Annotated in this window: 26 protein-coding genes; 9 read left to right on the forward strand and 17 right to left on the reverse strand. The window is 57.7% G+C overall.

What is annotated here, in order from left to right:
• Positions 1-26 precede the first annotated feature (26 nt).
• The 3 genes from DSM117340_RS09375 to ftsZ form a co-directional block, all read right to left on the reverse strand.
• Complete coding sequence (locus DSM117340_RS09375) at positions 27-875, reverse strand: outer membrane protein assembly factor BamD (protein ID WP_271437228.1); 849 nt, start codon at positions 873-875, stop codon at positions 27-29.
• A 165-nt stretch (positions 876-1,040) separates the two neighbouring features.
• The gene (lpxC, locus tag DSM117340_RS09380) at positions 1,041-1,961 is read right to left on the reverse strand and encodes a UDP-3-O-acyl-N-acetylglucosamine deacetylase (RefSeq protein WP_354689583.1); all 921 of its coding nucleotides are present in this window, start codon (positions 1,959-1,961) and stop codon (positions 1,041-1,043) included.
• 190 nt (positions 1,962-2,151) lie between these two features.
• Positions 2,152-3,801 carry a cell division protein FtsZ gene (gene ftsZ / locus DSM117340_RS09385; protein WP_089889971.1) on the reverse strand — a complete coding sequence of 550 codons (1,650 nt, stop codon included), beginning with the start codon at positions 3,799-3,801 and terminating at the stop codon, positions 2,152-2,154.
• A 426-nt stretch (positions 3,802-4,227) separates the two neighbouring features.
• On the opposite strand from ftsZ, the gene DSM117340_RS09390 reads away from it, so the two are divergent.
• Complete coding sequence (locus DSM117340_RS09390) at positions 4,228-5,433, forward strand: PhnD/SsuA/transferrin family substrate-binding protein (RefSeq protein WP_089889969.1); 1,206 nt, start codon at positions 4,228-4,230, stop codon at positions 5,431-5,433.
• Between the two features lie 123 nt (positions 5,434-5,556).
• Complete coding sequence (locus DSM117340_RS09395) at positions 5,557-6,021, forward strand: DsrE family protein (RefSeq protein ID WP_089889966.1); 465 nt, start codon at positions 5,557-5,559, stop codon at positions 6,019-6,021.
• A 53-nt stretch (positions 6,022-6,074) separates the two neighbouring features.
• Here the strand turns inward: DSM117340_RS09395 and ftsA are convergent, their stop codons facing one another.
• The 8 genes from ftsA to ftsW form a co-directional block, all read right to left on the reverse strand.
• Positions 6,075-7,403, reverse strand: coding sequence for a cell division protein FtsA (gene ftsA, locus DSM117340_RS09400; RefSeq protein WP_089889963.1), 1,329 nt, complete (start codon positions 7,401-7,403; stop codon positions 6,075-6,077).
• Positions 7,400-8,290: a cell division protein FtsQ/DivIB gene (locus tag DSM117340_RS09405; RefSeq protein WP_089889960.1), complete on the reverse strand. Its 891-nt coding sequence runs from the start codon at positions 8,288-8,290 to the stop codon at positions 7,400-7,402. The genes ftsA and DSM117340_RS09405 overlap by 4 nt, the downstream gene beginning before the upstream one ends.
• On the reverse strand, positions 8,278-9,198 hold the full coding sequence (locus tag DSM117340_RS09410) for a D-alanine--D-alanine ligase (protein ID WP_089889958.1): 921 nt from the start codon (positions 9,196-9,198) through the stop codon (positions 8,278-8,280). Before DSM117340_RS09410 ends, DSM117340_RS09405 begins: the two co-directional genes overlap by 13 nt.
• A gap of 75 nt (positions 9,199-9,273) precedes the next feature.
• A complete protein-coding gene (murB, locus tag DSM117340_RS09415) occupies positions 9,274-10,200 on the reverse strand; it encodes a UDP-N-acetylmuramate dehydrogenase (protein WP_089889955.1) in 927 nt (308 codons plus the stop codon).
• Positions 10,197-10,448 carry a DUF2484 family protein gene (locus DSM117340_RS09420; RefSeq protein WP_271437227.1) on the reverse strand — a complete coding sequence of 84 codons (252 nt, stop codon included), beginning with the start codon at positions 10,446-10,448 and terminating at the stop codon, positions 10,197-10,199. The genes murB and DSM117340_RS09420 overlap by 4 nt, the downstream gene beginning before the upstream one ends.
• Entirely contained in the window at positions 10,445-11,851 is a 1,407-nt protein-coding gene (gene murC / locus DSM117340_RS09425) for a UDP-N-acetylmuramate--L-alanine ligase (RefSeq protein ID WP_089889950.1), read from the reverse strand. The genes DSM117340_RS09420 and murC overlap by 4 nt, the downstream gene beginning before the upstream one ends.
• Before the next feature lies 1 nt (position 11,852).
• Positions 11,853-12,953 carry a UDP-N-acetylglucosamine--N-acetylmuramyl-(pentapeptide) pyrophosphoryl-undecaprenol N-acetylglucosamine transferase gene (locus DSM117340_RS09430; RefSeq protein ID WP_089889947.1) on the reverse strand — a complete coding sequence of 367 codons (1,101 nt, stop codon included), beginning with the start codon at positions 12,951-12,953 and terminating at the stop codon, positions 11,853-11,855.
• Positions 12,950-14,116 carry a putative lipid II flippase FtsW gene (gene ftsW, locus DSM117340_RS09435; RefSeq protein ID WP_089889944.1) on the reverse strand — a complete coding sequence of 389 codons (1,167 nt, stop codon included), beginning with the start codon at positions 14,114-14,116 and terminating at the stop codon, positions 12,950-12,952. The genes DSM117340_RS09430 and ftsW overlap by 4 nt, the downstream gene beginning before the upstream one ends.
• Before the next feature lie 176 nt (positions 14,117-14,292).
• On the opposite strand from ftsW, the gene DSM117340_RS09440 reads away from it, so the two are divergent.
• The 5 genes from DSM117340_RS09440 to tdh all read left to right on the forward strand — a co-directional run bounded on the left by DSM117340_RS09440 (position 14,293) and on the right by tdh (position 19,299).
• Positions 14,293-15,486 carry an NAD(P)/FAD-dependent oxidoreductase gene (locus DSM117340_RS09440; RefSeq protein ID WP_089889942.1) on the forward strand — a complete coding sequence of 398 codons (1,194 nt, stop codon included), beginning with the start codon at positions 14,293-14,295 and terminating at the stop codon, positions 15,484-15,486.
• Positions 15,487-15,492: 6 nt separating this feature from the next.
• Positions 15,493-16,077, forward strand: coding sequence for an XRE family transcriptional regulator (locus DSM117340_RS09445; protein WP_089889939.1), 585 nt, complete (start codon positions 15,493-15,495; stop codon positions 16,075-16,077).
• A 74-nt stretch (positions 16,078-16,151) separates the two neighbouring features.
• Positions 16,152-17,333 (forward strand): glycine C-acetyltransferase, encoded by a 1,182-nt coding sequence (locus DSM117340_RS09450; RefSeq protein ID WP_271437226.1) that lies wholly within the window; start codon positions 16,152-16,154, stop codon positions 17,331-17,333.
• On the forward strand, positions 17,330-18,268 hold the full coding sequence (locus tag DSM117340_RS09455; RefSeq protein WP_089889934.1) for a cysteine synthase family protein: 939 nt from the start codon (positions 17,330-17,332) through the stop codon (positions 18,266-18,268). Before DSM117340_RS09450 ends, DSM117340_RS09455 begins: the two co-directional genes overlap by 4 nt.
• Complete coding sequence (gene tdh / locus DSM117340_RS09460; RefSeq protein ID WP_089889931.1) at positions 18,265-19,299, forward strand: L-threonine 3-dehydrogenase; 1,035 nt, start codon at positions 18,265-18,267, stop codon at positions 19,297-19,299. The genes DSM117340_RS09455 and tdh overlap by 4 nt, the downstream gene beginning before the upstream one ends.
• Positions 19,300-19,393: 94 nt before the next feature.
• Here the strand turns inward: tdh and DSM117340_RS09465 are convergent, their stop codons facing one another.
• Positions 19,394-19,795: a cytochrome c gene (locus DSM117340_RS09465; protein WP_089889929.1), complete on the reverse strand. Its 402-nt coding sequence runs from the start codon at positions 19,793-19,795 to the stop codon at positions 19,394-19,396.
• A gap of 43 nt (positions 19,796-19,838) precedes the next feature.
• On the reverse strand, positions 19,839-20,252 hold the full coding sequence (locus DSM117340_RS09470) for a c-type cytochrome (RefSeq protein WP_089889926.1): 414 nt from the start codon (positions 20,250-20,252) through the stop codon (positions 19,839-19,841).
• Positions 20,253-20,361: 109 nt separating this feature from the next.
• Between DSM117340_RS09470 and DSM117340_RS09475 the strand changes: the two genes are divergently transcribed.
• A complete protein-coding gene (locus DSM117340_RS09475; protein ID WP_177170653.1) occupies positions 20,362-20,772 on the forward strand; it encodes a PaaI family thioesterase in 411 nt (136 codons plus the stop codon).
• 10 nt (positions 20,773-20,782) lie between these two features.
• Complete coding sequence (locus DSM117340_RS09480; protein ID WP_089889923.1) at positions 20,783-21,229, forward strand: DMT family transporter; 447 nt, start codon at positions 20,783-20,785, stop codon at positions 21,227-21,229.
• 16 nt (positions 21,230-21,245) lie between these two features.
• Here DSM117340_RS09480 and DSM117340_RS09485 read toward each other — a convergent pair whose 3' ends face one another.
• The 4 genes from DSM117340_RS09485 to DSM117340_RS09500 all read right to left on the reverse strand — a co-directional run bounded on the left by DSM117340_RS09485 (position 21,246) and on the right by DSM117340_RS09500 (position 24,995).
• Complete coding sequence (locus DSM117340_RS09485; RefSeq protein ID WP_089891542.1) at positions 21,246-22,223, reverse strand: Ldh family oxidoreductase; 978 nt, start codon at positions 22,221-22,223, stop codon at positions 21,246-21,248.
• A 100-nt stretch (positions 22,224-22,323) separates the two neighbouring features.
• Positions 22,324-23,007, reverse strand: coding sequence for an ABC transporter ATP-binding protein (locus tag DSM117340_RS09490; RefSeq protein WP_089889920.1), 684 nt, complete (start codon positions 23,005-23,007; stop codon positions 22,324-22,326).
• Positions 23,000-24,286 carry a lipoprotein-releasing ABC transporter permease subunit gene (locus DSM117340_RS09495; protein ID WP_089889916.1) on the reverse strand — a complete coding sequence of 429 codons (1,287 nt, stop codon included), beginning with the start codon at positions 24,284-24,286 and terminating at the stop codon, positions 23,000-23,002. The genes DSM117340_RS09490 and DSM117340_RS09495 overlap by 8 nt, the downstream gene beginning before the upstream one ends.
• Positions 24,287-24,497: 211 nt before the next feature.
• Positions 24,498-24,995: a DUF2937 family protein gene (locus DSM117340_RS09500; protein WP_089889914.1), complete on the reverse strand. Its 498-nt coding sequence runs from the start codon at positions 24,993-24,995 to the stop codon at positions 24,498-24,500.
• Between the last annotated feature and the right edge of the window lie 14 nt (positions 24,996-25,009).

Below are 25,009 nucleotides of genomic sequence, written 5' to 3' on the forward strand. Positions count from 1 at the left end.
TCACAGAGTGCCCAGAACGGGCCCCGTCACAACCACTCGCCCTTGATGGTCTGGCGGTAGGCCGACGCGAGCCAGTTGCCTTTGAAGAACTTCGGCTCAAGCCCTTGCCCAGAGAGCAAAGCAAAGCTGTCTTCATACCATTCAGAGCTGCGGAAGTTGTGCCCCAAAATAGCCGCCGCGGTCTGCGCCTCTTGGGCGAGACCAAGCGACAGATAAGACTCCACCAAGCGGTGTAGCGCTTCTGGTGTATGTGTGGTGGTCTGGAAATCCTCAACAACCACACGGAATCGGTTGATCGCAGCGGTGAAACGGTCACGCTTAAGGTAATAGCGTCCGATTTCCATTTCCTTGCCAGCGAGATGATCAAAAGCAAGATCGAACTTGAGGACAGACGCCCGCGCATACTCGCTGTCAGGATAGCCCTCAATCACAGCACGCAAGCTTTGCAGCGCTTGAAAGGTCAGGCCTTGGTCGCGGCCCACATCATCTATCTGGTCGTAATAGCTCAAGGCCAGTAAATACTGCGCATAAGCAGCGTCTTCATCGGTCGGATAAAAGTCGATGTAGCGCTGTGCAGATGAGCGTGAGTTTTCATAGTCTTTGGCCCGATGGAACGCATAGGCCTGCATGATGACAGCGCGCTTGGCCCAAGTTGAATAAGGGTAAAGCCGCTCGACTTCGCCAAAATACTTGGCCCCATCTTCAAAACGCTTGCGGTTCACTTCAAACTCGCCACGTTCAAAAATCTGTTCGGCAGTGTAAGTTTCCAGCGGAACCTCACCACGCGCCAGTTTGCCTTCCTGACCACAGCCAGCCAACGAGAGGCACAGCAGTGCAAAACCGAAAATTCTCACCAGAGAAAGCCCGCTCTTCATGCTCGTTATCCCACCTTCGTCTTGTGCTTGGCCTAGCGCCACTCTTGCCTGAGTCCTAGCATAGAAAATTCTAGGGCAAAACGCCTTAATGCGCCTTTTAATCGTGCCGTCTCAAAGACGCGCACATCGAATATTCCCAATGCTACAGTGAATGTAAAGCGCCGCTCAAGCGACCTGAGGCATTTCGCCCAAATGAACGCCTGCGCCGGGAAGACGCGCGGCTTGTGCAGGGGTACAGCGAACAAAACAAAACGCGCCCTCCGCCTCAAAAAGCTTACGCAGCAATGCGTTTGTCATAGCGTGGCCAGCCCGTGCGCCAGTATAAACGCCCAGAATAGGGGCCCCTGCGAGGGCAAGATCGCCCAAGGCGTCCAGCATTTTATGGCGCACAGCTTCATCAGCGTGGCGCAAACCACCTGGGCTCAAGACTTTGTCGCCTTCAACCACAACCGCGTTTTCCAGCGTGCCACCCAGAGCAAGTCCCTGCTCATGCATCGCATCCACGTCTGCCTGACGGCAGAAGGTGCGGCTGTCGCAAAGCTCGCGCACAAACGATCCATTCGCCATGTTCAGCGTCTTTTGCTGACGGCCGATGGCCGCGTCTTCAAAATCAATTGAAAAATCGATCTGCATTTCATCCGCAGGGCTCAGCCGCGCCCAGGCTTCGCCACGGCGGACTTCAACGTCGCGCAATATGCGGATCGCCCAAACAGGCTCTTCAAGCTGTGCCAACCCTGCCTCAAGGAAACGTTTCACAAAGGGCGCAGCGCTTCCATCAAGGATCGGAACCTCGGGGCCATCAAGCTCAATCAGCGCATTATAAACGCCACAGCCCGCCAGCGCGGCCATCACATGCTCAATGGTTGAAACATCAACGCCGCTTGCGTTCACAAGCCGTGTGCAAAGCGGGCCTTGTTCAACCGCATCCCAGCGCGCAGGGACGATCGCATCCCCAATTGCAATGTCGGTACGGCAAAATTTGATTCCGTGGCCCGCCTGCGCAGGACGCACTGTGAGGTGAGCAGGCTTTCCACTATGGAGCCCAACGCCTTCAAATGTGACCGATTGTTTGAGAGTTCTCTGCACGCAGTATGCCTATTTCTTTTGTTGGCTGCAATTTAGGTCTTGGGAGCGGCAGGCTCAATTCACTCTTTGCAACCAGATGTAACATGGACTGTTACAATCGGCAGAACCCCGCCTCAATTCACATAATATTCTGATATAAAACAAAAAAACCGCCCATATAGGGCGGCTTTTTCGTGATAACTTGGGTGCTTCAGTTCGCTTGACGGCGCAAGAACGCTGGAATTTCGATGCGCTCTTGGTCAGCATCTGGCTGCTGTTGCGGTTGCGCACTGCTCACTTGTGGCTGCACACGCGCTGCCGCAGCAGGGCGTGGCGCTTGCTGTGGCGCAGCCGCTTGTGGAGCGGCTGGCTTCTGCGCTTGCTCATGACCCGTCATACGGTTGATCAAAGAATTGATCCCAAAGCGAGGCTTTTCCTCGGCCTGTGGCACATCCGCTTCTTGCGTGGGGCGGTTGTTGTGAACCGCTTGGCGCAAACGCGCGAGAGCTTCGGGCGAAGGCGTGCCAGGCGCTGGAGCGCGTGGCGCGACAAATTCTTCTGGCGCTGCATCAATCGTTTCTTGACGCTGGGCTGCCTGAGGCTGGTACGCGGGCGGAGGAAGATCGTCTTCAACCATGCTTGCGGCGGGTGCCTCATAGGCATCACGGCGAGGCGTGAAAATATCTTCCATTTGCTCTTCTGCCGCCGCGTTCTCCGCGTCTGGGAGTTCTTCAAAAAGCGAGCGCTCGACAGGTGCCGCCGCAACGGCTGGCTCAGCAGCGGTAAAGGCAACAGCAGCTTCTTGGGGCTCAACAGGTGCTTCTTCAGCAGCCACTTTTTGGCGCAGAGGCTCAGCCAATGAACGGCGCGGCACAGGAAGTTCGTTGCGCACTTCACTTGCGTCGATCCCTGTCGCAACAACGCTCACGCGCATTTTGCCGTCCATCGTTGTATCCAATGTGGAACCAACAATGATGTTGGCCTCTGGGTCAACTTCTTCACGAATGCGGTTGGCTGCTTCATCAAGCTCAAACAGTGTAAGGTCGTGGCCACCTGTGATGTTGATCAGAACACCTTTGGCGCCGCGCAGGCTGATTTCGTCGAGAAGCGGGTTTGCAATCGCTTTCTCGGAAGCCTGTGTTGCACGATCTTCGCCATCGGCTTCGCCCGTACCCATCATGGCTTTGCCCATTTCGTCCATCACGGCGCGAACGTCTGCAAAGTCGAGGTTGATAAGACCAGGACGTACCATCAGGTCTGTAACGCCCTTAACACCTTGATAAAGAACATCATCAGCGAGCGAGAAGGCGTCAGAAAATGTTGTTTTTTCAGTGGCAATGCGGAACAGGTTTTGGTTTGGAATGATGATCAGCGTATCAACAACTTTTTGCAGTGCTTCCACACCATCTTCAGCCTGACGCATGCGCTTTGCGCCCTCAAACTGGAAAGGCTTCGTGACGACGCCGACGGTCAGAACGCCAAGTTCACGCGCGGCTTGCGCAATAATCGGAGCCGCGCCCGTGCCCGTTCCGCCGCCCATACCCGCAGTGATGAAGCACATGTGCGCTCCCGCGAGGTGATCAACGATCTGCTCAATGCTTTCTTCGGCTGCGGCTGCGCCGATGGTTGCCTTCGCGCCTGCGCCAAGACCTTCCGTAACCTTGATCCCAAGCTGCACTTTGCTAACCGACTTGCTCTGCTGAAGCGCTTGCGCGTCAGTATTGGCAACCACGAAGTCTACGCCTTCGAGCTCCTTATCGATCATGTTGTTGACCGCGTTACCGCCAGCGCCACCGACGCCAAAAACGGTGATCCGTGGTTTGAGGTCTTCTTGACCGGGCATTGTGAGATTGAGTGTCATAATTACTGTCCGCCTGATGTCTTTGTCCGCTTGCACGGGTGCGATTTCTGCCTGTTCCGCCCTATTTCTACCGCGCCTTTCCCGTATCGTCACGTAAAAAACGGCAAAATGCTACAAAATATAGTCGATTTAGGTGGAGTCTCCGCGGTATTTCGCCTACGGCCCGAAATCTTGCGGAATCAAACACCCACGACACAAGACGCAAAAAGACGCACCTCAAATGAGAAGCGTGTTTTGATATTAAGATGTCGTTGGGCCCTGCTCGGCCTAGTCGCTTCTTTTTTGAGCGTTGACCTAATCTTATCATAAGATTTTCATAACTTCTAGCCCCGCCAAGCCCCACCGCGGCGTTTTTAAACCGCAGTATCCCATTGTCTGTTTGCCAGCCCCGCTCCCCGCGCCTTATAAAGACAGAGGGAGGAGCTCATGCTCAGAGGATGGATAGCAATACTCATGATCGCCTTGGTCGGTTTCACCCCCGCCAAAGCCCAAGATACGTTGCCAACAGCTCGCATCGGCGTACTTGCTTATCTCGGCTATGAAGATGCGCTCGCCCGCTGGCATGGCCTAAAAACCTATCTTGATGCCTCCCTGCCAAGATATCGCTTCGAGCTTGTCCCTCTCACACTCGCGTCCGCCTCAACACAGATCGCCTCGGGTCAGGTCGACTTTGTACTGACCAACCCAGGGCACTTTGTTGACCTAAGCGCCAAGCATGCGATGAGTGTGATTGCCTCTCGCAGCGTTCAGCAAAGCGACGGCAGTTATGCTGGTGACTTTGGCAGCCTCATCTTTGCACGCGCCGATACTGGCATAACAACGCTCACTGATGCATCAGGCAAGACAGTTGCCGCAATCGACAAGATGGCCTTTGGCGGCTTTCAAACAGCGTGGCGTGAGTTTGAGAATGCGGGCCTAAATCTTTTCACCGATACCGCCGAACTGGTCTTTGTTGGTTTCCCGATGGATGAGGTCGTGGCACGCGTCGCCACAGGACGCGCCGATATCGGTATCGTGCGCAGCGGGCTCATCGAACGACTGATCGCTGATGGACACTACAAAGCAACCGACTTTACGTATCTCAATACCAACGCCACTTACGCGCACCCCAACCGCATCAGCACACGCCTTTACCCCGAGTGGCCCTTCGCCGTTCTGGCAGGCGTTGACCCCGAATTAAGGGACAGTGTGGCGCTCGCACTTCTCAGCGCCAAGTCAAGCCCGCGCGCCGAAGCCTCGCGGCTGCGCTATATCTGGACGGCGCCAGTTGCCTATCACGCGGTCCAAGAACTCAATGATGCCTACACCAGACGCATCGAAGCCCTGAGCCTCGTGCAAAAGATCTGGCGCAGCTGGCCACTTTTGGTAGGTACCCTTCTGCTGCCACTCCTTTTGCTCGCAGCAATGCTTCGTTTACGCCGCCCTGCACCGCGCACTCCGTCCACGACGCCACAGCCCGAACTGACCAACCGCGAACGCGAAATTCTAGGCCTGATTGCGGAAGGGTTTTCCTCAAAGGAAATCGCGCGCAAACTCGGCATCAGCCCCAAGACAGTCGAATTCCACCGCGCCAACCTGTTGAAGAAATATGAGGCACGCTCCTCAAGCCAACTGGTCGCCTTGGCCAGCTAAGAGCACACCCTAGGCATCGCCCTAGCCCCAAACCCGTGGTTCCTCCTAGCTTTGCATTTGGCTCCAGCCTGCCATCCTTCTCACAGCGTTGCACCAAGCAACCAAACCAAGAGGGAGACTATCATGAAGAAACTTATCTCTATGGCCATGGCGCTCACAATTGCCGCCGCCAGCTTTGTCTTTACAGCAGCCGATGCCGACGCAAACGAGCGCTATGGCAAACAGAAAGTCGTGTATCACATCAACTATGATGGCGGTCAGGACGACAAAAAATACCGCGGCGCGATGCGCAACATTCAAAACCACATCAATGCCGTTGGCGCCGAGAACATGGACATCAAAGTTGTGCTCCACGGCAACGGCCTCGGCCTTTTGTCCCAAGCCAAAGCCAATGAAGGCCTGCGCGGTCAGGTGCTTGAGCTCAAGGGTCAGAACGTCGCTGTGCACGTCTGCAACAACACCCTGAAGGGCCGCAAAATTTCCTACGAAAATGATCTCTTTGATGTTTATGCAGAAGACATCGTGCCAAGCGGCGTGGCCGAGCTCTCACATCTTCAAATGCAGGGTTACACCTACATCAAGCCATAAGCGCACACCCCTAAAGACAAAGGCCGCTCCTCTTAGGGCGGCCTTTTTTTGTTTTACCAGTTGTCGCGGAACCAGCGCATCACCCGCTTCAAGGAGCGCGCAGGGTAGCGGTCCACAGGCAGCTCGAAGTCCCACCACTCGTCCTGCGGATGCGCCGCAAAGAGCGATAGACCGACCGCGCTTGCAAAGCCTGGCCCAGTGGCCGCCTGTGGCAAGCCCTGTACGCGGATCGGGCGTCCAAGCCGCACTTGTTGGCCCAGAATACGGCTTGCCAACCCGTCAAGGCCGGGGATCTGGCTTGCGCCACCCGTCAAAACAATCTGCTGGCTCGGCAAGTGGTCAAATCCAGCTGCATCGAGCTTGGCGCGCACTTCTTCGAGAATTTCTTCCACGCGCGGGCGCATAATTCCGATCAGTTCGGTACGGCTCACGGAGCGACGGTCATGTTCCCAATCACCCGTGTCACCACCCATATCGATCATCTCACGGTCATCCATGCCAGTCGCCACAACGCCGCCGTAAAACGTTTTAATGCGCTCTGCGGTGCTCATCGGCACTTGCAGACCCATCGAAATATCACCCGTCACATGGTCTCCACCAAGGCGCACTGCATCCGCGTAAATCATGTGTTTCTTCATAAAGATCGAAACACCCGTGGTCCCACCACCCATGTCGATACACGCCGCGCCAAGCTCTTGCTCATCTTCAACAAGCGCGGCATAGCCCGAGGCATAAGACGACGAATAGATACCTGCCAGCTCCAGATCACAGCGGCGCACACAATGCGCGAGGTTCTGGATCACCGAGCCCTCGACAGACAAAAGATGCATATCTGTCGCCAACCGCGCACCCATCTGCCCACGCGGATCAGACAGACCCGAACGGTGATCAAGAGCAAAGTTCACGGGCTGCGCGTGAAGCACTTCACGCCCCATGCCAATCTCGGGCACATCACACGCGCTCAGCACACGGCTCACATCTTCATCGCTGACCACGTGCCCATCAAGATCCACATCGCCGACAAGCCCATAAGAACGAGGGTCGCCGCCCGAGAAGCAAGCAACCACATGATCGACACGGATATTGGCCATCTTTTGGGCCGCCTGCACAGCCGTGCGAATAGCACGTTCGGTTTCCGCCATCGTATCAATTTCACCAAAGCGCACGCCACGAGACCGCGTTGTCGCGGCGCCAATCACACGAAAGCCGGCCTGCCCTGCCATAGAGGCAACTGTGTCCCCCAAAACTTCACTGCCATCAAAGCGCAACACGAGGCATGCAATTTTTGAGCTGCCCACATCGAGAATGGCAATCACACCCCGCTGCATAGCGGCGCGGCGCATATTGCGCATCGCGCGTTGGGATTCATAAAGCTCGATCATTGCTCTTCCACTTTCACTTCCGTTGCGCGCGCTTTCCAGCGCTCGCGTGTTGCCGCTTCACTCATTCTTATCGTCGGGCGATGCGCCACGCGCATGTCCACAACTGTCACATCTCGCCCCAAAAGGTCGCGCGCCGTGTTCAGCGCCAGCACCCGTTGAAGCGCCTGCACAGGGCGCTCCTCAGGCAGCATAATCCGCTGATCACGGTCCAAAACAACATCCCACCGCCGGTCTCCGATGCGCGCAACGCCGCGCAAACGGTCCTGCAAAGGCGCCGCAACAGCGAGGATTTGCATCGCTTCAGCCAATGCTTGCGATGCCCCGTCCCCAGCGATCAAGGGCAGGTCGGCGCGTTCGAAACGGCTGTCCAAAGCCCGAAACGCCACACCTTCAGCGTCCAACAGCTCAAGCCCTTGGGTCGTACGCCAAACAGCCACAGGCTGACGCTCTTCAATATCGATCTGCAAAATTCCGCCAGATTTAACCTTCACCCGCGCGGATTTCACGGCCTGCAAACCTGCCACATCCTGACGGATCGTCTCCAGCTCAAGCTCAAAGGATGACAGCGGAAAATCGAGCGGCACAATCTCACGAATATCTTCGGCCAACTCAACAGTCGCACCGTCAATCGCCATCAGCTTGACCATAAACTCAGGGCGGTTTTCAAACTCGGCGCGCATCTCTGACACCGCAAGGTTAAACCCGTCTCGCCGCGCCTCATTGGCAAAATAAATCAACCCAACGCCAAGCGCGAGCGTGAAGGGCACGCCAACGCGCAGCACCCGCCGAAACAAAGGCGTGAGCATCAAACGTTGATAGCGATAGTTCCAACGGCTTGGCGCAGGATCGGACTTGGTCATATGGCGAGGCGCTCTCATCTCAGACATGACGCATCCTCCACCATCCAAGCGCAAAGTGCCCCAAAGCTCATTCCGACAGCGCGCGCTTGCTCTGGGCTGAGCGACGTTGGCGTCATACCGGGCTGTGTATTGGTTTCCAAAAGCACAAGCCCCTCTGCGCCACGCGCTTCATCCCAACGATAGTCTGTGCGGCTCACTCCACGACAGCCAAGCGCCTGATGCGCGGTGACCGCATATTCCATGCAAAGGTCAAAAATATCTTGTGGAATATCAGCAGGACAGACATGGCGCGAACCACCCTCTGTGTACTTTGCATCATAATCATACCAGCCCTCGGTGATGATCTCGGTCACAGTCAGCGCCTGATCCCCCATCACGGTGGTCGTCAACTCGCGGCCCGCCGCATAAGCTTCAACCATCACAGTTTCGGGCATATTTTCGTCAAGCTTGGGCGGCCCGTTCGCGGCCTCTTTCACGATGTAAACACCCACAGACGAGCCTTCATTATAGGGCTTCACAACATAAGGCGGTGTCATCACATGCGCCGCGCTGACATCGGCTTTTGACGCCAAAAGTGAGGGCACGACAGGCAGCCCATGAGCGCGGTACACATTCTTCGTGCGCTCTTTGTCCATCGCCAGCGAAGACGCCAAAATGCCCGAATGTGTGTAAGGAATATGCAGCCACTCAAGAATACCCTGTACGCATCCGTCCTCGCCCCAGCGTCCGTGCAAAGCATTGAAGACAACATCAGGGGCAAGCGCACGCAAACGCTCGGCAATATCTTGCCCAGCATCCAGCTCAGTTACGTCATACCCCTCTTCGCGCAATGCTTTGGCGCACTCTCGGCCCGACACGAGAGAGACCTCGCGTTCCGCCGATGGTCCGCCCATCAACACTGCTACTTTGGGGGTTGTCCTGCCCGACATCCCGATCCGCCTAAATTTGGGGCCTTTTTTGGCCCTCGTTGCTGTTTATCGTCTATTTTTGGTCGTTTGGTAGTGCCTGACTCACGGGGTTGGTTCGCCAACCCTCATAATTTCCCACTCTAGCGTGATCCCGCTGTTTTCGTAAACCTTTTTTCGCACTTCTTCGCCAAGGCCCTCAAGGTCTGCCGCCGTCGCACCGCCTGCATTTATCATGAAGTTAGAGTGCATCTCACTCATCTGCGCACCGCCACGCCGCGCGCCGCGCATGCCCGCGTCATCAATGACTTTCCATGCTTTCAGCTCGTGAGTGTCGTCGGCCTGCCCCGTTGAGCTATAGCCCGCAGGATTGCGAAAGGTGCTGCCAGCGCTGCGCTCTTTGGTTGGCTGGCTGGCGTCGCGTTTTTTAAGCTGCTCTTCCATCCGTGCATGGAGCGCATCGGGCTCACCACTGGGCCCCTCAAGGGTCGCTTCAACCAAGACCATTCCATCAGGCAAGGCAGTTTGCCGATACGCAAACTTAAGATCGTCAGGCCCAAGCGTGACAATTTTCCCGTCTCGCGCCACCGCTTTGGCGCTCACAAAAACATCAGCGGTATAGTTCCCATAGCAGCCCGCATTCATCTTGACTGCGCCACCAATCGCGCCTGGAATGGTGCGTAGAAAGGTCAGATCGATCCCTGCATCCGCAGCCTTGCGCGCCACATGCGCATCCAACGCTGCAACACCCGCGCGCACGCGGTTTCCCTCGATCTCGATATGGTTAAAGCCGCGTCCCATCTTTACAACAACAGCGCGCAAGCCGCCGTCGCGCACAATAAGATTAGAGCCGACACCCATAGGGAAAACTGCAACATCGGGATCAATGGCCGCAAGAAACGCAGCCAGATCGTCCACATCGGCAGGACTGAAAAGCCAGTCCGCAGGCCCGCCCACGCGCAGCCATGTCAGCTCGCTCAATAGCTTCCCTTGGCTCAAACTGCCGCGCACCTCTGGCAGTGTGTGGCTCATTGCACCCGCCCCAAACCGCGCAGCCAGCGCATCAGATAAATCACCGGCCAGCGCAGCATGCTCATCGCCGCCACCAGCACCAATAGGCCGACCCACGGCCCGTTTTCATAGGTCACATATCCCAAGAGCGGTATCCCGAGGCCAATAAGCCCATAGGCGCGGCCCCAGTGGTTATCTCGGCTTGGAAGCATCGCAAGCAGATTGGCCGCTGCGGCCCAAAGGCAGGCAAGTGTCAGTGAAAACGTCATGCGCCCTTCACCAACATCTTGGGCAAACCATTCGCCCAGGCGCTGATCGTGCCCGCGCCAAGACAGACAACCATATCACCCGCCTTAGCCTCGGCCTTCACAAGTGCCAGAAGGGCCGCCTCATCAGGTATCGCCTGCGCATTGCGGTGACCATGGGCAATCAGCCCAGCAATCAGATCGTCACGGCTCGCGCCTTCAATCGGAGCCTCACCAGCGGCATAGACATCAGCGATGCCAACAACATCCGCCTCATTAAAACAGGCGCAGAACTCGGCGAAATGGTGGTGCAGCCGCGTGTAGCGGTGCGGCTGATGCACCGCGATGATACGCCCGTTGCAGGCCTGCCGCGCGGCCTTGAGCACAGCGGCAATCTCGGTGGGGTGGTGGCCGTAGTCGTCAATAATCGTAACGCCATCAACGACGCCGACACGTGTAAAGCGGCGGTTTACCCCGCCAAAGGCAGCCAGAGCGGCGCGAATTTCATCAAGCTTCATACCCAAATGCCGCGCAACGGCGACAGCGCTCAAAGCATTGGAAACGTTATGATCCCCAGGCATAGGCAGCGTGCAGCCGTCAATCCGTTTGCCCTCGCCCTGCAACACAATATCAAAACATGCTGCACCGTCTTTGTAGTGAAGGTTTACCGCACGCACATCGGCCTGCGCATTGAAGCCATAGGTCACAACGCGGCGGTCGGTAAGCTTGCCAACGAGAGTTTGCACATCACTGTCATCGGTGCAGCAAACCGCAATCCCGTAAAACGGAATACCCGAGACAAACTCATAAAACCCGCGATGTAGATTTTCTTCTGTGCCCCAGTGCTCCATGTGCTCAGGGTCAATATTGGTCACAATCGCAATCGTCGCAGGCAGGCGGTTGAACGTGCCGTCGCTCTCGTCGGCTTCAACAACCATCCACTCGCCTTCGCCCGTGCGGGCATTAGAGCCATAGGCGTGGATGATCCCGCCATTCACAACCGTGGGGTCAAATTTACCGTGGTCCAAAAGAGCAGCGACCATTGTCGTGGTCGTTGTCTTGCCATGCGTACCCGCCACCGCGATGTTGGATTTGAGCCGCATCAGCTCGGCCAGCATCTCAGCACGGCGCACAACAGGCAAGCCTTTCAGGCGCGCTTCGTCAAGCTCGGGGTTGCCCGGCTTAATCGCTGACGAGATCACAACAACTTGCGCCTCAGCGAGATTTTCAGCCTTCTGGCCTTCAAATATCTTCGCGCCCATTTCGGCCAAACGGTCAGTGATCTTACTGCGCTTGAGGTCCGAGCCTTGCACTGTATAGCCATGGGTCAAAAGAACCTCGGCAATCCCCGACATCCCGATCCCGCCAATTCCGACAAAATGGATAGGCCCTACATCGCCCGGAAGCTTCGTCGCCGCTGCACTCATATTACTTACCTTTCTGCGCCAGTTCTTCGACCAGCTTTTGCAATTCTTCTGCCGCCTCGGGTTTTGAAACAGAGAGCGCCGCCTCTGCCATCATCCGCGCGCCTTCTTCTGTGTCCATGACACTCAAGATCTGTTCACTCAGGGCCTCTGCCGTCAGCTTGCTTTCGGGAATAACGATCGCGCCACCCGCCTCTGCCAAGCCTCGCGCATTTGCGCTCTGATGATCACCCGCTGCCACAGCATAGGGGATCAGGATCGAGGGCCGCCCGATCACTGAAATATCAGCCACCGATGAGGCCCCCGAGCGGGAAATAATCAACTGCGCTTCGCTCATCCGCGCAGGCACATCGTGAAAAAAGGGTTCAACCTCAGCGGGAATGCCGTGATCAGCATAAAATGCAGCAACGCGCTCGCCATCTTCATCGCGCGCCTGATGCGCCACACGCAAATGCATCAAAAGCGCCTCTGGCAACATAGCGATTGCGGCAGGAACAACGTCGCTCAAAATCCGCGCGCCCTGCGAGCCACCAATCACCAACAAGGACATCGGGTATGGCCCAGGGGTGATATATCCAGCCCCCGCGCGCTCAAGCACAGTGCCACGTACGGGATTACCTGTGTGGATACCCTCAACGCCTTCAGGCAATGTGGTCGGCCAAGTGCCGCACGCCACAACATCAACCCGCTTGGCAAAAATCTTATTCACACGGCCCAAAACACCGTTCTGTTCATGAATCATACAAGGCTTGCGCAAAAGCCATGCCGCCGCCATCGCAGGGATACTCGGATAGCCGCCAAAGCCGACCACAACAGCAGGCTTGTCACGCAGCATCTTGAAGCTCGCGGCCAAAACACCGCCCAAAACCCGAAACGGAACCAAAAGCTTGGCCAACGCCCCGCCGCGCGCAAAAGTCGAGGAGGCCACCTCTTCAATCTCAACCGAGTGAGGAAAACCGCCCGTGTAGCGCGCACCACGCGCATCGGTGCTCAGCTTAACACGCCAGCCCGCACGCAACATCCGCTCCGCAAGAGCCTGCGCAGGAAACATGTGTCCACCTGTTCCGCCCGCAGCGATAATCAGCAGCGGTTTTTGCTCACTCATCTCTTCTGACCCCTGAAGATATCATCGATCTCCCCTTGGGGCCTTGTGCGTGTAAATGCAAGTAACATGCCCACGGCGATCCCCCCCGCAATCAGCGAAGACCCGCCGTAGCTCACAAAAGGCAAGGTCATACCTTTGGCTGGCAAAAGCCGCACCGCAACACCAAGATTGATCATCGCCTGAACACCAAAAATCGCGGCCAGTCCAGTACCGGCAAGACGCACAAACGGGTCGCGCTCACGAATGAGGCGCAGCATAGAGCGCACAACAATACCGGCATAAAGCGCAATAATGCAGATCACGAGAATGAGCCCGTATTCCTCCGCAGCCACCGCAATGATGAAATCTGTATGCGCATCAGGCAAGCTCCACTTCACCTGCCCCTCACCCACACCCACGCCAAAAAAACCACCTTCACGGATCGCGTTGGTTGCATAGCCAAGCTGTGTGCGCGGGTCGATGTCTGGGTTCAAAAAGCCGTCAATCCGCCGCGCAAAGTGCTCAGACGAATTGTAAGCAAAACTTCCCGCCGCCACGACCGCCCCCGCAAGACTGATCAGCAAGATCATAGGCGCACCTGCGATAAAATACATGACACCCCAGCCAAACAGCAGCAAAGCCGCTTGGCCAAAGTCAGGCTGCATCGCCAAAATAAACACAATGATGAGAAGCAGCCCAAACGATAGCGCTTTGCCGGGAGGTCCATTTATCTGAAAACTCGCAGCCATCAACCAAGCCGTGACCACAATAAATCCAGGCTTCAAAAACTCACTCGGCTGCACCGAAGCAAAGCCCAGACTATACCAGCGCACAGCGCCCTTGCCAAAATCTGTTCCAAAGACAGGCAGTCCCAAGAGCGCCACAAACGAAACGAGAAAGCCGATCACAGCCAAACGCCGCACAAGCTGCGGCGGCATCATCGAAGTGATCAACATCGCAATGAGCGCAAGCCCACCAAAGAACGCCTGCCGCTGCACATAATGAAATGCGCCAAAGCCGTTGCGTTCCGCCAAAGGCGGACTGGCCGCCAGACCCAACAAAAGCCCGATACCGAAGAGAAGCAAAATGCATGAGAGCGTCCACTTATCAATCGTGCGCCACCACTTTGGAAGCACAGGTTCGCCAGACTGCACGGGAACCGTGCCATACACCATCTCTGTCATTTCAACTTCACCGCTAGCTGCCTCAACCGCCCCTTTTCGGGGTCTGTTCCTGTTAGTTTAGCATGGTGATTCGCCTTTGGGAAGTAGGCGATTCGCGTCAAACTGCTGAAAAAGCAGCCCAATCGCGCAAGCGGCAAGAGCTTGCCAAAGCCCCCACTTGAGATTAGCTCCGCCCCATGCAAGTCAACACGCTCATCCTAGGCGCAGGCGCCGCTGGCCTCATGTGCGCCGCCCACGCTGGGCCAAACACGCTCGTCATAGATCATGCCAAGAAACCGGGCGAAAAAATCCGTATTTCCGGCGGCGGGCGCTGCAACTTCACCAATATGTATTGCACGCCCCAGAACTTCCTCTGCGAAAACCCGCATTTCGCCAAATCCGCGCTGGCCCGCTACACCCAATGGGACTTTATCGAGCTGGTCGCAAAACACGGCATCGCCTATCATGAAAAAACGCTCGGCCAGCTCTTCTGCGATGGCAAGTCCACGCAAATCATAGATATGCTTCTTGCTGAAATGGCCCAAGCTGAGGCCGCGCTCTGGCTGCAAACGAATATCATCAGCGTCGCCCATGACGGCACTGATTTCGTGGTCGTTCTGGAGCACAAATCAAAGCGTAAAACGGTCCTCGCGCGCAATCTCGTGCTCGCAACAGGCGGCAAATCCATTCCCAAAATGGGCGCGACAGGACTGGCTTACGATATCGCCGCTCAATTCGGACATAGCCTCACCGAGACGCGCCCCGCCCTTGTTCCCTTTACCTTCTCAGACAATCCCTTCACGCCGATGTCAGGCACAGCCGCCGACACACGCGCAACAGCGGGACAAACAAGTTTTGATGAGGCCACGCTCTTTACCCACCGTGGTCTTTCTGGTCCCGCTATGCTTCAAATTTCGTCCTATTGGCGCGAAGGTGAGGCGATCTCCCTCAATCTTGATCCGCAAAATACGCTCTATGAGGCCCTACGCACTCAGCGCCAGACGCAAGGCCGCAAGCAGCTCACCACAGAGCTCGCCCGCCACCTGCCGACCAAGCTCATAGAGCATCTCACAATCCCCCTCGCTCTGTCAGGCAATCTTGCGGATCAGTCCGACACCCGTCTCTCCGAAATTGTCAGCGCCCTACAAAACTGGCATCTTAAGCCCACCGCCACCGAAGGCTACCGCACTGCCGAAGTGACACTCGGAGGCATCTCTACAGCAGAGATCAGCTCAAAATCGATGGAAAGCAGCCTACAAAAAGGCCTCTACATGATCGGCGAATGCGTCGATGTCACAGGCTGGCTGGGCGGCTTCAACTTTCAGTGGGCATGGTCGTCTGGCGTTGCTGCTGCGCGTGATATTGCCAGCCGCGCCCAAACCTCCCTATAACACCCCATGGCCATTGATCACGACATCACATCCCACCTTGCCGCGCGGCTAAAAGAGGCCCGCGCCGAGCGTGGCCTCTCACTTGAGGCACTCTCGCAGCTTTCGGGTGTGTCCCGCTCGATGCTCAGCCAAATCGAGCGTGGAGCCTCCTCACCAACGGTTGCCAGCCTCTGGAACCTCACCCGCGCACTCAACGTCGACTTTGCTGGCCTGCTCGATAGTTCAGCCGCCCCCGCGTCTCCGATCCTGGAGCATATTCGCGCCGCTGATACGCCTTCCTTCAGCGAAGCGGGCCGCGGCTGCACCATCCGCATCCTCTCTGCTCCTGCCGATGCAGGCAAAACCGAGCTTTACGAACTTGTCTTTGAGGCGGGCGGCAGCCTTGTCTCCGAGCCGCATGACACCGGGGCCGTGGAACATCTCACTGCCCTCACAGGCGCGCTGAACGTCGCCAGCGGCGAAGAGACAGCCGCTATTTCTCAGGGCGACACTCTACGCTACCGCGCCGATCTGCCCCACGCCATTCGCGCCAGCGTCCCCGCTCGCGCCCTCCTTGTCGTCAAGCATGTCAGTGGTGAGAATCCGCTATAACGGATACAATTCTTTTATATTGACATTTTCAGGCCACCCGATACCCTTGAACAAACCTTCAAGGGAGTGCCCCCATGTCCGCCTTTCTCACCGATATCAAAGCCACTCTCGCAGAGATCGAGGCAGACGGTCTCTTTAAGCGAGAGCGTGCCATCAGCACGCCCCAATCGGCCCATATCACCGCCGAGGGTCGGCCAATGCTCAACCTCTGCGCCAACAACTACCTCGGCCTTGCCGATCACCCCGCACTTATTGCCGCTGCCCACCAAGCCATGCAGGAGCACGGCTACGGCATGGCCTCAGTGCGTTTCATCTGCGGCACAGCCGATCTGCACCGCGAGCTTGAAAGCGCCCTTGCACGGTTCCTCGGTATGGACGATGCCATCCTCTTCGCCGCATGCTTTGATGCCAACGGCGGCCTGTTCGAGCCGCTCCTTGGCCCTGATGACGCTATCATCTCCGATGCGCTCAACCACGCCTCAATCATTGACGGCATCCGCCTCTGCAAAGCCAAACGCTACCGCTATGCCACTTCCGATATGGACGATCTGGAAACTCAGCTCAAAGCCGCGAGAGCCGACGGCGCGCGCCATATCATGATCGCGACAGACGGCGTCTTTTCCATGGACGGCACGCTCGCCAAGCTCCCCGAAATCAAGGCGCTGGCCGATCAATACGGCGCACTCACCATGGTCGATGACTGCCACGCCACAGGCTTCATGGGCCCCAAGGGCCAAGGCACGCCTGCGCATTTCAACACATCGGTCGATATCCTCACAGGCACGCTCGGCAAGGCCCTCGGCGGAGCGCTTGGCGGCTACATTGCTGGCCCCCAGCCCGTGATCGACCTTTTGCGCCAGCGCGCGCGGCCCTATCTGTTTTCAAACGCCTTACCGCCCATGATCACAGCCGCAGGCATCGCCGCGCTCAAACTTGTTGAGGAGGGCGACACCCTGCGCGCCCAGCTCTTTGAAAACGCCACCCACTGGCGCAAAGGCCTCACTGACCAAGGCTTCACCCTCCTAGACGGCGAACATCCAATCATCCCCGTGATGCTGGGCGAGGCCCAACTCGCGCAGGATATGGCGCGCGCGCTCGACAAACGCGGTGTCTATGTCTCGGGCTTTTTCTTCCCCGTCGTGCCAAAGGGAAAAGCCCGCATCCGCACCCAAATGAACGCCGCCCTCACCCGCAGGGATCTGGACACCGCTTTGCAGGCCTTCGCCGAAGCAGGCCACGAAGCGGGTGCCCTATGATCCAGCCTGAGCTCCTCCCCGACATCACCCACGCGATCGGCAACTCGCCCCTCGTCGCGCTCGACCGCCTCACAGACCACCTCGGCCTTTCGGGTCGCATCCTCGCCAAATGCGACTACCTAAGCCCCGGTTTTTCCAAGAAAGACCGTGCCGCTCTGGCAGTCATCCAGTCTGCCCGCGCCTCAGGCGAGCTTGCCGAGGCCCAGACTGTCGTCGAACTCACCTCTGGCAACATGGGCACAGGCCTCGCCATCGTCTGTGGCGTCTTTGGCCACCCCTTCATCGCCGTCATGAGCGAAGGCAATTCCCCCGAACGTGCGCAAATGATGCGCGCCCTCGGAGCCGAAGTCCTCCTCGTTCCCCAAGCCACAGGGGGGCGCAAAGGCGAAGTCTCGGGTGAAGACCTCGCCCTCGTCGAAGCCGCAGCGCAACAGCTCACCCGCGAGCGCGCCGCCTTCCGCGCCGACCAGTTCGCCCACCCCAGCAACCCCGCCGCGCATAAGCAAGGGACAGCCCCCGAAATCTGGGCACAGTCGAAAGGCTCCGTCACAGCCTTCTGCGACTTTATCGGCTCTGGCGGAACCCTCGGCGGAGCAGCCCGCTTCTTTGCGCGCCACGGCGTCAAAAGCTACGCGCTCCACCCCGACACGCCCGCCCATCCCATTCAGGGTGGCGGCTACTCCATGCCCGACCTCGCGCACCTCAAAGGCGCACCTCTTGCAGGTCATCTCACCATCACAGGCCCAGACGCCCAGCGCTATGCCCGCCTCCTCGCCCGCCATGAAGGTATATTTGGCGGCTACTCCGCAGGCGCAAACCTCGCAGGCGCAGTCGAGCTTCTGCAAGGCCACGAAAAAGGCGGCACAGTTGTCATCGTCATCTGTGACTCTGGCCTCAAATACCTCTCAACCGATCTCTGGAATGCCCAGCCATGAAAAACACCATGCAAGCCCTCGTCAAAACAACGCCAGCACCCGGCCTCACGCTTCAACAAGAACCCATCCCCGAGATCGGCCCCGAAGACGTGCTGATAAAAATCAACAAGACAGGCATCTGCGGAACCGATCTACACATCTGGAATTGGGATGACTGGGCACAACGCACTGTGCCAACACCCCTTATAACAGGCCATGAATTCGCAGGGGAAGTCGTCGCCATAGGCCGCGATGTGCATGACATCTCGATTGGCCAACGCTGTTCAGGCGAAGGCCACCTCATCGGCAAAAAGTCCCGTCAAAGCCGCGCAGGAAAGTTCCACCTTGATCCAGAAACCCGAGGCATCGGTGTGAATGAACAAGGCGCATTCGCGCAATATCTGCGCCTGCCCGCATTTAATGTCGTGCCACTGCCTGATGCAATTGACGACGAAATCGGTGCAATCCTCGATCCCTTGGGCAACGCGGTCCACACCGCTCTCAGCTATGATCTCGTGGGCGAAGACGTGCTCATTACGGGCGCTGGACCCATCGGCATTATGGCCGCCTGCGTCGCAAGGCATGTGGGCGCGCGCCATGTGGTGATCACGGACATAGACCAGCGCCGACTTGATCTCGCCAGCACAGTGGCCGACGTGGTTCCCGTCAATGTCGCCAAAGAAGATCTCAAAGATATCGAAGGCGCGCTCAAAATGCGCGAAGGCTTTGACGTTGGCCTTGAGATGTCCGGCAGCCAGCAAGCCCTCGATCAAATGGTCGAAAATCTCGTCATGGGCGGTCGCATTGCCCTCCTCGGGATTCCACCGGGCAAGAGCCCCGTCGACTGGTCTCGCATCGTCTTCAAAGCCATCACGATCAAGGGCGTCTACGGCCGTGAAATCTTTGAAACATGGTATAAAATGATCGCCATGTTAGAAAACGGCCTCAACGTGCGCGGCGTCATCACACACCGCCTTAAAGCCAGCGATTACGCCCAAGGCTTTGACGCCATGGCCCACGGTTCTGGCAAAGTCGTCCTCGACTGGACATAACCCTGCCGGTGGCTTCCTCTTTCTGAAAATACCCCAGGGGTGCGTGGGACTGGTCCCCCGCCTCGGTCGGATTTGCGCAGCAAATTCGAAACGACTAGCTTTGAATGCTCTCCAAGTAAGCCAAAAGTGCCGCCAAAGGCCGCGGTGTGGGCGTAAACACGCCCTCCCCTGTCGCCACAGGAACGCTCGGGCCCTCAAGCAAAAGCCCAAATTCAGGCATCTCAACCGCCTCAGGTGCTTTCCGTTTGTAGCCGTCAATGTAGCTCAGCACACGGTTAACAGGAAAGGCGCCACCGTTGTCTCGCGTCAGACGCGTCAGATCGACAGGCGCAACACTCAGATCCTGCGCAAGCGCCCCGTCACCCTTGCCGCCCGCGCCATGGCACATTGCACAATTTGCGTCATAGGCCGCTCGGCCCTCGCCCGCATCAGGCATCTCGGCCTCCATGCAGCCCGCTACAGCAACCGCCGCCAAACCTGTCAAAATATACCGCATCGGTTCGCCCCTTTTTCGTTTTCTTCAGCCTAAAGAAACGCCCCTAGCGCTGCAAGCCTTCCAGATAGCGCACAAGCGCCACAAGGGCGCGCGGCGTGGCAATTTTCTGCCCGTTTTGCGTTTCCCACATTACATTTTCGCCCGTATCAATATCGGCAAAATCAGGCATGTCGCCAAAATGCCCCGGCCCGCCATACCCATGTATCTTGGCCAGCACATCATCAGACGGAAAAAGCCCGCCGTTCCGCTCCGCAATCAGCGTGAGGTCGGGTGGCACCTGCTCGAGATTGACGGCCGCTGCACCCGCGCCACGCGCATTCGCCCCATGGCAGATCGCACAGTTTTGTGCAAACAGCGTGGCGCCGCTCTTTGGTGGGCTCCCAAACCCGATCTCTTCAGTACAGCCCGCCAGCAAACCAAACGCCAAGAGCGAAGATATCAGCATTTCAAATCTCATAACGCGTCTCCTGTTTGAGGTAGTGTGCGGGCACACAGAGTCACTGCGCTTTGATCTGGATCATCCGTGCTCTCCGTGCCACTCTCCCTCAAACATAGACGAGACCCGCATGAGCCTGACACCCAAAGACGCCCAAACCATTTTTGATCAAGGTTTCGCCCCGTGGGTTCGCGCACTTGATCTCTCGATCACCGCGATCAGCCCGACTGGGGCCACGCTGGAAATGCCCATCACCCCAGATTTGACCCGCATGGGTGATGTGCTTTCTGGACAAGCCCTCGCCGCCCTCGCCGATACTGCGATGGTCTTTGCCTGCGCAGGCCTCTTTGGCGAGATGAAGCCTGTCGCCACAACCAACCTCGAAGTGCAGTTTCTGCGCGCAGGCCTCGGCGAGACGATCATCTGCGACGCCGAAATCGTCAAACCAGGGCGCAATCTGATCTTCACGCGCGCCACAATGCGCGCCGCCCCTTCGGGCAAAGATATCGCCACCGCCACCGCCACATTTTATCTTGCTTGAAAGACACCCAATGCACAGCACACCTGTCTATATCCTTATCATGCTCGCCGCAGGCTTCGGCATCCCCATGCTCGCAGCCCTCAACGCCAGCCTCGGGACACGCCTCGGCACGCCCTTCGCAGCTGGCGCCATTCTTTTTTGCGTCGCGCTGTCTGCGGCAGTGCTCATGCTTTTTCTCACAGGCAGCGCCAGCGCCCTTGCCAAAGCGCCGGCACAGCCCAAGCATTTGTTTCTCGCTGGGCTGCTTGTCGCTTTCTATGTGCTCTCTGTCACATGGGTTGCACCGCGCTTTGGTGTCGGAAACGCGGTCTTTTTTGTGCTGCTCGGTCAGCTCGCCTCGGCCGCGCTAATTGACCACTTCGGCCTCTTCGGCGCGCGCGTTTCTCCCCTTTCACTGACCCGTGCAGGCGGCATCGCCCTCATGGCCTCAGGCGTCTGGCTCACGCAGCAAGCCTAGCGTCGCAGGCAAGAGCCTAGCCCGCCAAAGCCTCCATCTGCGCCCAAAAGGCTGGATCAACCTCGACAGTGTGCATGGCAACCTTGCCCTGCCCAGGCATCCGCGCGCCTTCGTCCTCTGCGACAACCGCAGCCACTTGGGCAAGACGTGCGCCAAAAGCATCAGACCCTGCAGGATCAATCAAAAGATAATACTGTCCCAAATCATGCGGTGCGCCCGTCGGGGCTTTCAGCGGTTTCACATCAACACTCGCAAGACTCCCCGTCATACCCGCCACCAAAAGTTCAGCCATCAGACCAAAGCCCCAGCCCTTATAGCCGCCCATACTCACAAGCGAGCCGCCAAGCGCAGCTTCAGGATCCGTGGTCGGCTGCCCGTCCTTGTCCAAGGCCCAACCCTCGGGGATACTCTGCCCCGCCGCCTTCGCCATAGTAATTTTACCAAGCGCAACAGTGGTGGTGCTCTGATCAAACATCATCGCAACGCCGCCCGCCCCGTCCGGCACAGCAAAGGCCATTGGATTTGTTCCAATCACGCGGCTCTTCCCGCCAGGAGGTGCAACAATCGGCGATGCATTGGTCATACCTATCCCGATCATCCCAGCACGCGCGATCTGCTCGGTGAAATAGCCAAGGCTTGTGCAGGTATGCGCATGCCCCACGGCCAAGCTTGCCACACCGCATTCGCGCGCAGCACTCAAGGCTTCAGGCAAAGCACGCGCAAAGGCTGGTTGTGCAAAGCCAAATCGCGCATCCACATGCACAACGGCAGGCCGTACGCGGCGCACATCTGGCTCCACATCGCCTTTCACGCGCCCGCTCTCAAGCTGCTGACAATAGCTTTCCAGATAATACAGCCCGCAAATCTTGTTTCCAAAGCTCTCGGCGACTTTCACAGCATCTGCCACATGTGCAGCGACCCATGGCGCAGCCCCGTGGCGCAGCAAAGCCCGTTCGCTCAAGGCATAAATCTCGTCCAAGGTTTTCGCCATCATCGTCATTCCATCCCCAAAATTTCCAAGTCTTCTTTTCTTCAAAATACTTTGGAGTGGCAAGATACCCACCACTCAGGTTCGTACACACGCACACAGCATCTTATGCAGGCACAAGCACGCCCGCTTCAAGCCGAACACAGCGGTCCATCCGCGCTGCCAACTCAAGGTTATGTGTCGCAATCAAAGCCGCAAGCCCCGTTTCCCGAGCAAGCGCCATCAGCGCGGCAAAAACCTGATCCGCCGTGGCAGGGTCAAGGTTTCCTGTCGGCTCATCCGCCAGCAACAGTCGCGGCGCATTTGCCAACGCGCGACAAAACGCCACTCGCTGCTGCTCCCCACCTGACATATCCGCAGGACGGTGACTCGCCCGCTCCTCCACGCCAACGTGGCTCAAAAGCTCCAGCGCCCGCGCCTTGGCCGTAGCGCGCGTGGCTCCGTTGGCCAGCTGCGGCAGCATGACATTCTCAAGCGCGCTAAACTCGGGCAAGAGATGATGGAACTGATAGACAAATCCAACATCCTCGCGCCGCACTCGCGTGCGCCGCCGGTCGCCCCGCCCTGTCATATCCTGCCCAGCGATCTCAACAATCCCCGCACTCGGAGTGTCCAAGAGCCCAGCAATGTGCAAAAGCGTGGACTTCCCAGCACCAGACGGCGCAACCAGCGCAACAATCTCGCCCGGCTCAATAGTCAGATCCGCCCCACGCAACACCCGTATCTCGCTCGGCTTGCCCGCGTTATAGGTCTTTTCAATTCCGCTCAGGCGCAACACAGGCTCACTCATAGCGCAACGCCTCCACAGGGTTCATCCGCGCCGCACGCCTTGCTGGAAAGATTGTCACAACAAAACTCAGCCCAAGGCTCAGAGCCACAGCGCTCATAACATCGTTAAACTGCAATTTGGCAGGCAAAAACGAAATCCCGCGCACTGCTGGGTCCCAGATGCCTCCCCCCGAGACCCCGTTCACAATCGCAAAGATCGGATCGATGTAAATTGCGAAGAGACAGCCGAGCAATACCCCCAGCGCCGTGCCAATGAGACCCGTGAAGGCTCCACAGATAAAAAACACGCGCAGCACAGCCCCTTCCGTGAGGCCAAAGGTGCGCAAAATTCCGATATCACGTCCCTTGTTCTTCACCAGCATGATCAGACCCGACACAATGTTCATCGCGGCGATCAAAACAAGGATCGACAGGATCACAAACATCACATTGTCCTCGATATCGAGCGCCTTAAGGAAGCCGCCGCTCGCGTCTTTCCACGTCCACAAAATTGCCCGATCACCCGCCGCGCGCAGCAGTGGCAACGTCATATCCTCTACAGCGTCAGGGGCGGCCACCATCACTTCGATCTCGTCCGCCCGCCCCTCACGGTTGAAAAAAACCTGCGCCTCGGCAAAGGGCATATAGACCCGCGTACGGTCGATATCATAACGCCCCGCTGTGAAGACATAAACAACCTCATAGGCCTTCACGCGTGGGCTTGTCCCAAAAGCTGTCTTGACCCCGTTGGGGGAAATCACCTTGATCTTGTCTCCAGCAACAACGCCAAGCTCGCGCGCAACGCCCGAGCCGATAGCGACCCCCTCGCCAAAGCGCTCAATATCACCATATGCTTCCTGAGGTGCCACAATACGCGGGATCGTCATCAGGTTCTCTTCTGTAATCCCAAAAACTTCTATGCCCGCGTTGCGCCCACCCGCGCTCGCCATGACCTGCCCTTTGACCAAAGGTGCGGCGCGCGTCACACCCTGCACAGCGCGCAAACGCTCGGCAAAAGCATCATAGTCCTGAATGGTCCGATCCAGCTGCCCGTTCTCTCGCACTTCCGCAGAGTGATAGACCGTGACATGTGCATTCGCGCCCAGAATAGTGTCGACAAATTCCGCCCTGAAGCCCGCCCTCACAGCCAGAGTCGCAATCAACGCCATCACCGCGAGTGTGATCCCGATCAGGCTGATCCACGTCATAACGCTCACACCGCCCTCAGCACGGCGCGCACGCAAATAGCGCCACGCGATCATCCACTCAAAGCCTGCAAAAGGGGGAGGAGGTAACGCCATAGATCTGCTCACTTACAAGGAATGCGCAAAATGCGCGGCAACCCATGCAAGGTCAAGCGCAAGCGTGCACGCGCGCGAAGGAAGTGCTCCCTGACCAACTGCTTGCTGCCCCCTCGTTTCTGCTTTTGCCGCAAATATTCTCTGGGATTTAAGACTTCAGCCCCCAATTTAGATTGGCTCTGGGCGGTCCCAGCAGATCAGATGCACATTCTCATACAGAGACCCGTCGCCGAAAAATTCTCCGCAAAAGCCCCATAAGCCCGCCGATCAGGCCAACACCACCCAGAAAACCTGCGCCCGCAAACATTCCGCCTTCAAAGCTGAGCGGCACGGCAGGCTTATAAGCCTCCCACGCCCTCGTCGCGATCTCACTGTCGGAAAAACGGCGCATCTCATAGGCACGCGTGAAGGGCCCAGCGCCCTCCAACGCCCTCAAATCAGCCTCAAGCCGCGCTTGTCGGGTGATGGTTCCCGCCACGGTTTCGGCACGCGCGCGGCCCATGTCGCCGCCAGCGGCAAGGTCCACAAGCGCCGCCTCACGGCTCAGCCCCAGCTCGGTCGCATCCGCATCAAACTCGGCCACAAACCGCGAGAGCTCGTCGACAGCTCCGCCCATGCGCTGGATATACTGCTGGCTAAACTCGGGAAATTGCGAAAACGAGGCGGCTCCAGCCACCCCGCCCACCAGTGTGATCACCTTTGAAAGCATCGCTCCTCCAAACG

The sequence above is a fragment of the Lentibacter algarum genome (genome assembly GCF_040580765.1).
GTDB lineage: Bacteria > Pseudomonadota > Alphaproteobacteria > Rhodobacterales > Rhodobacteraceae > Lentibacter > Lentibacter algarum.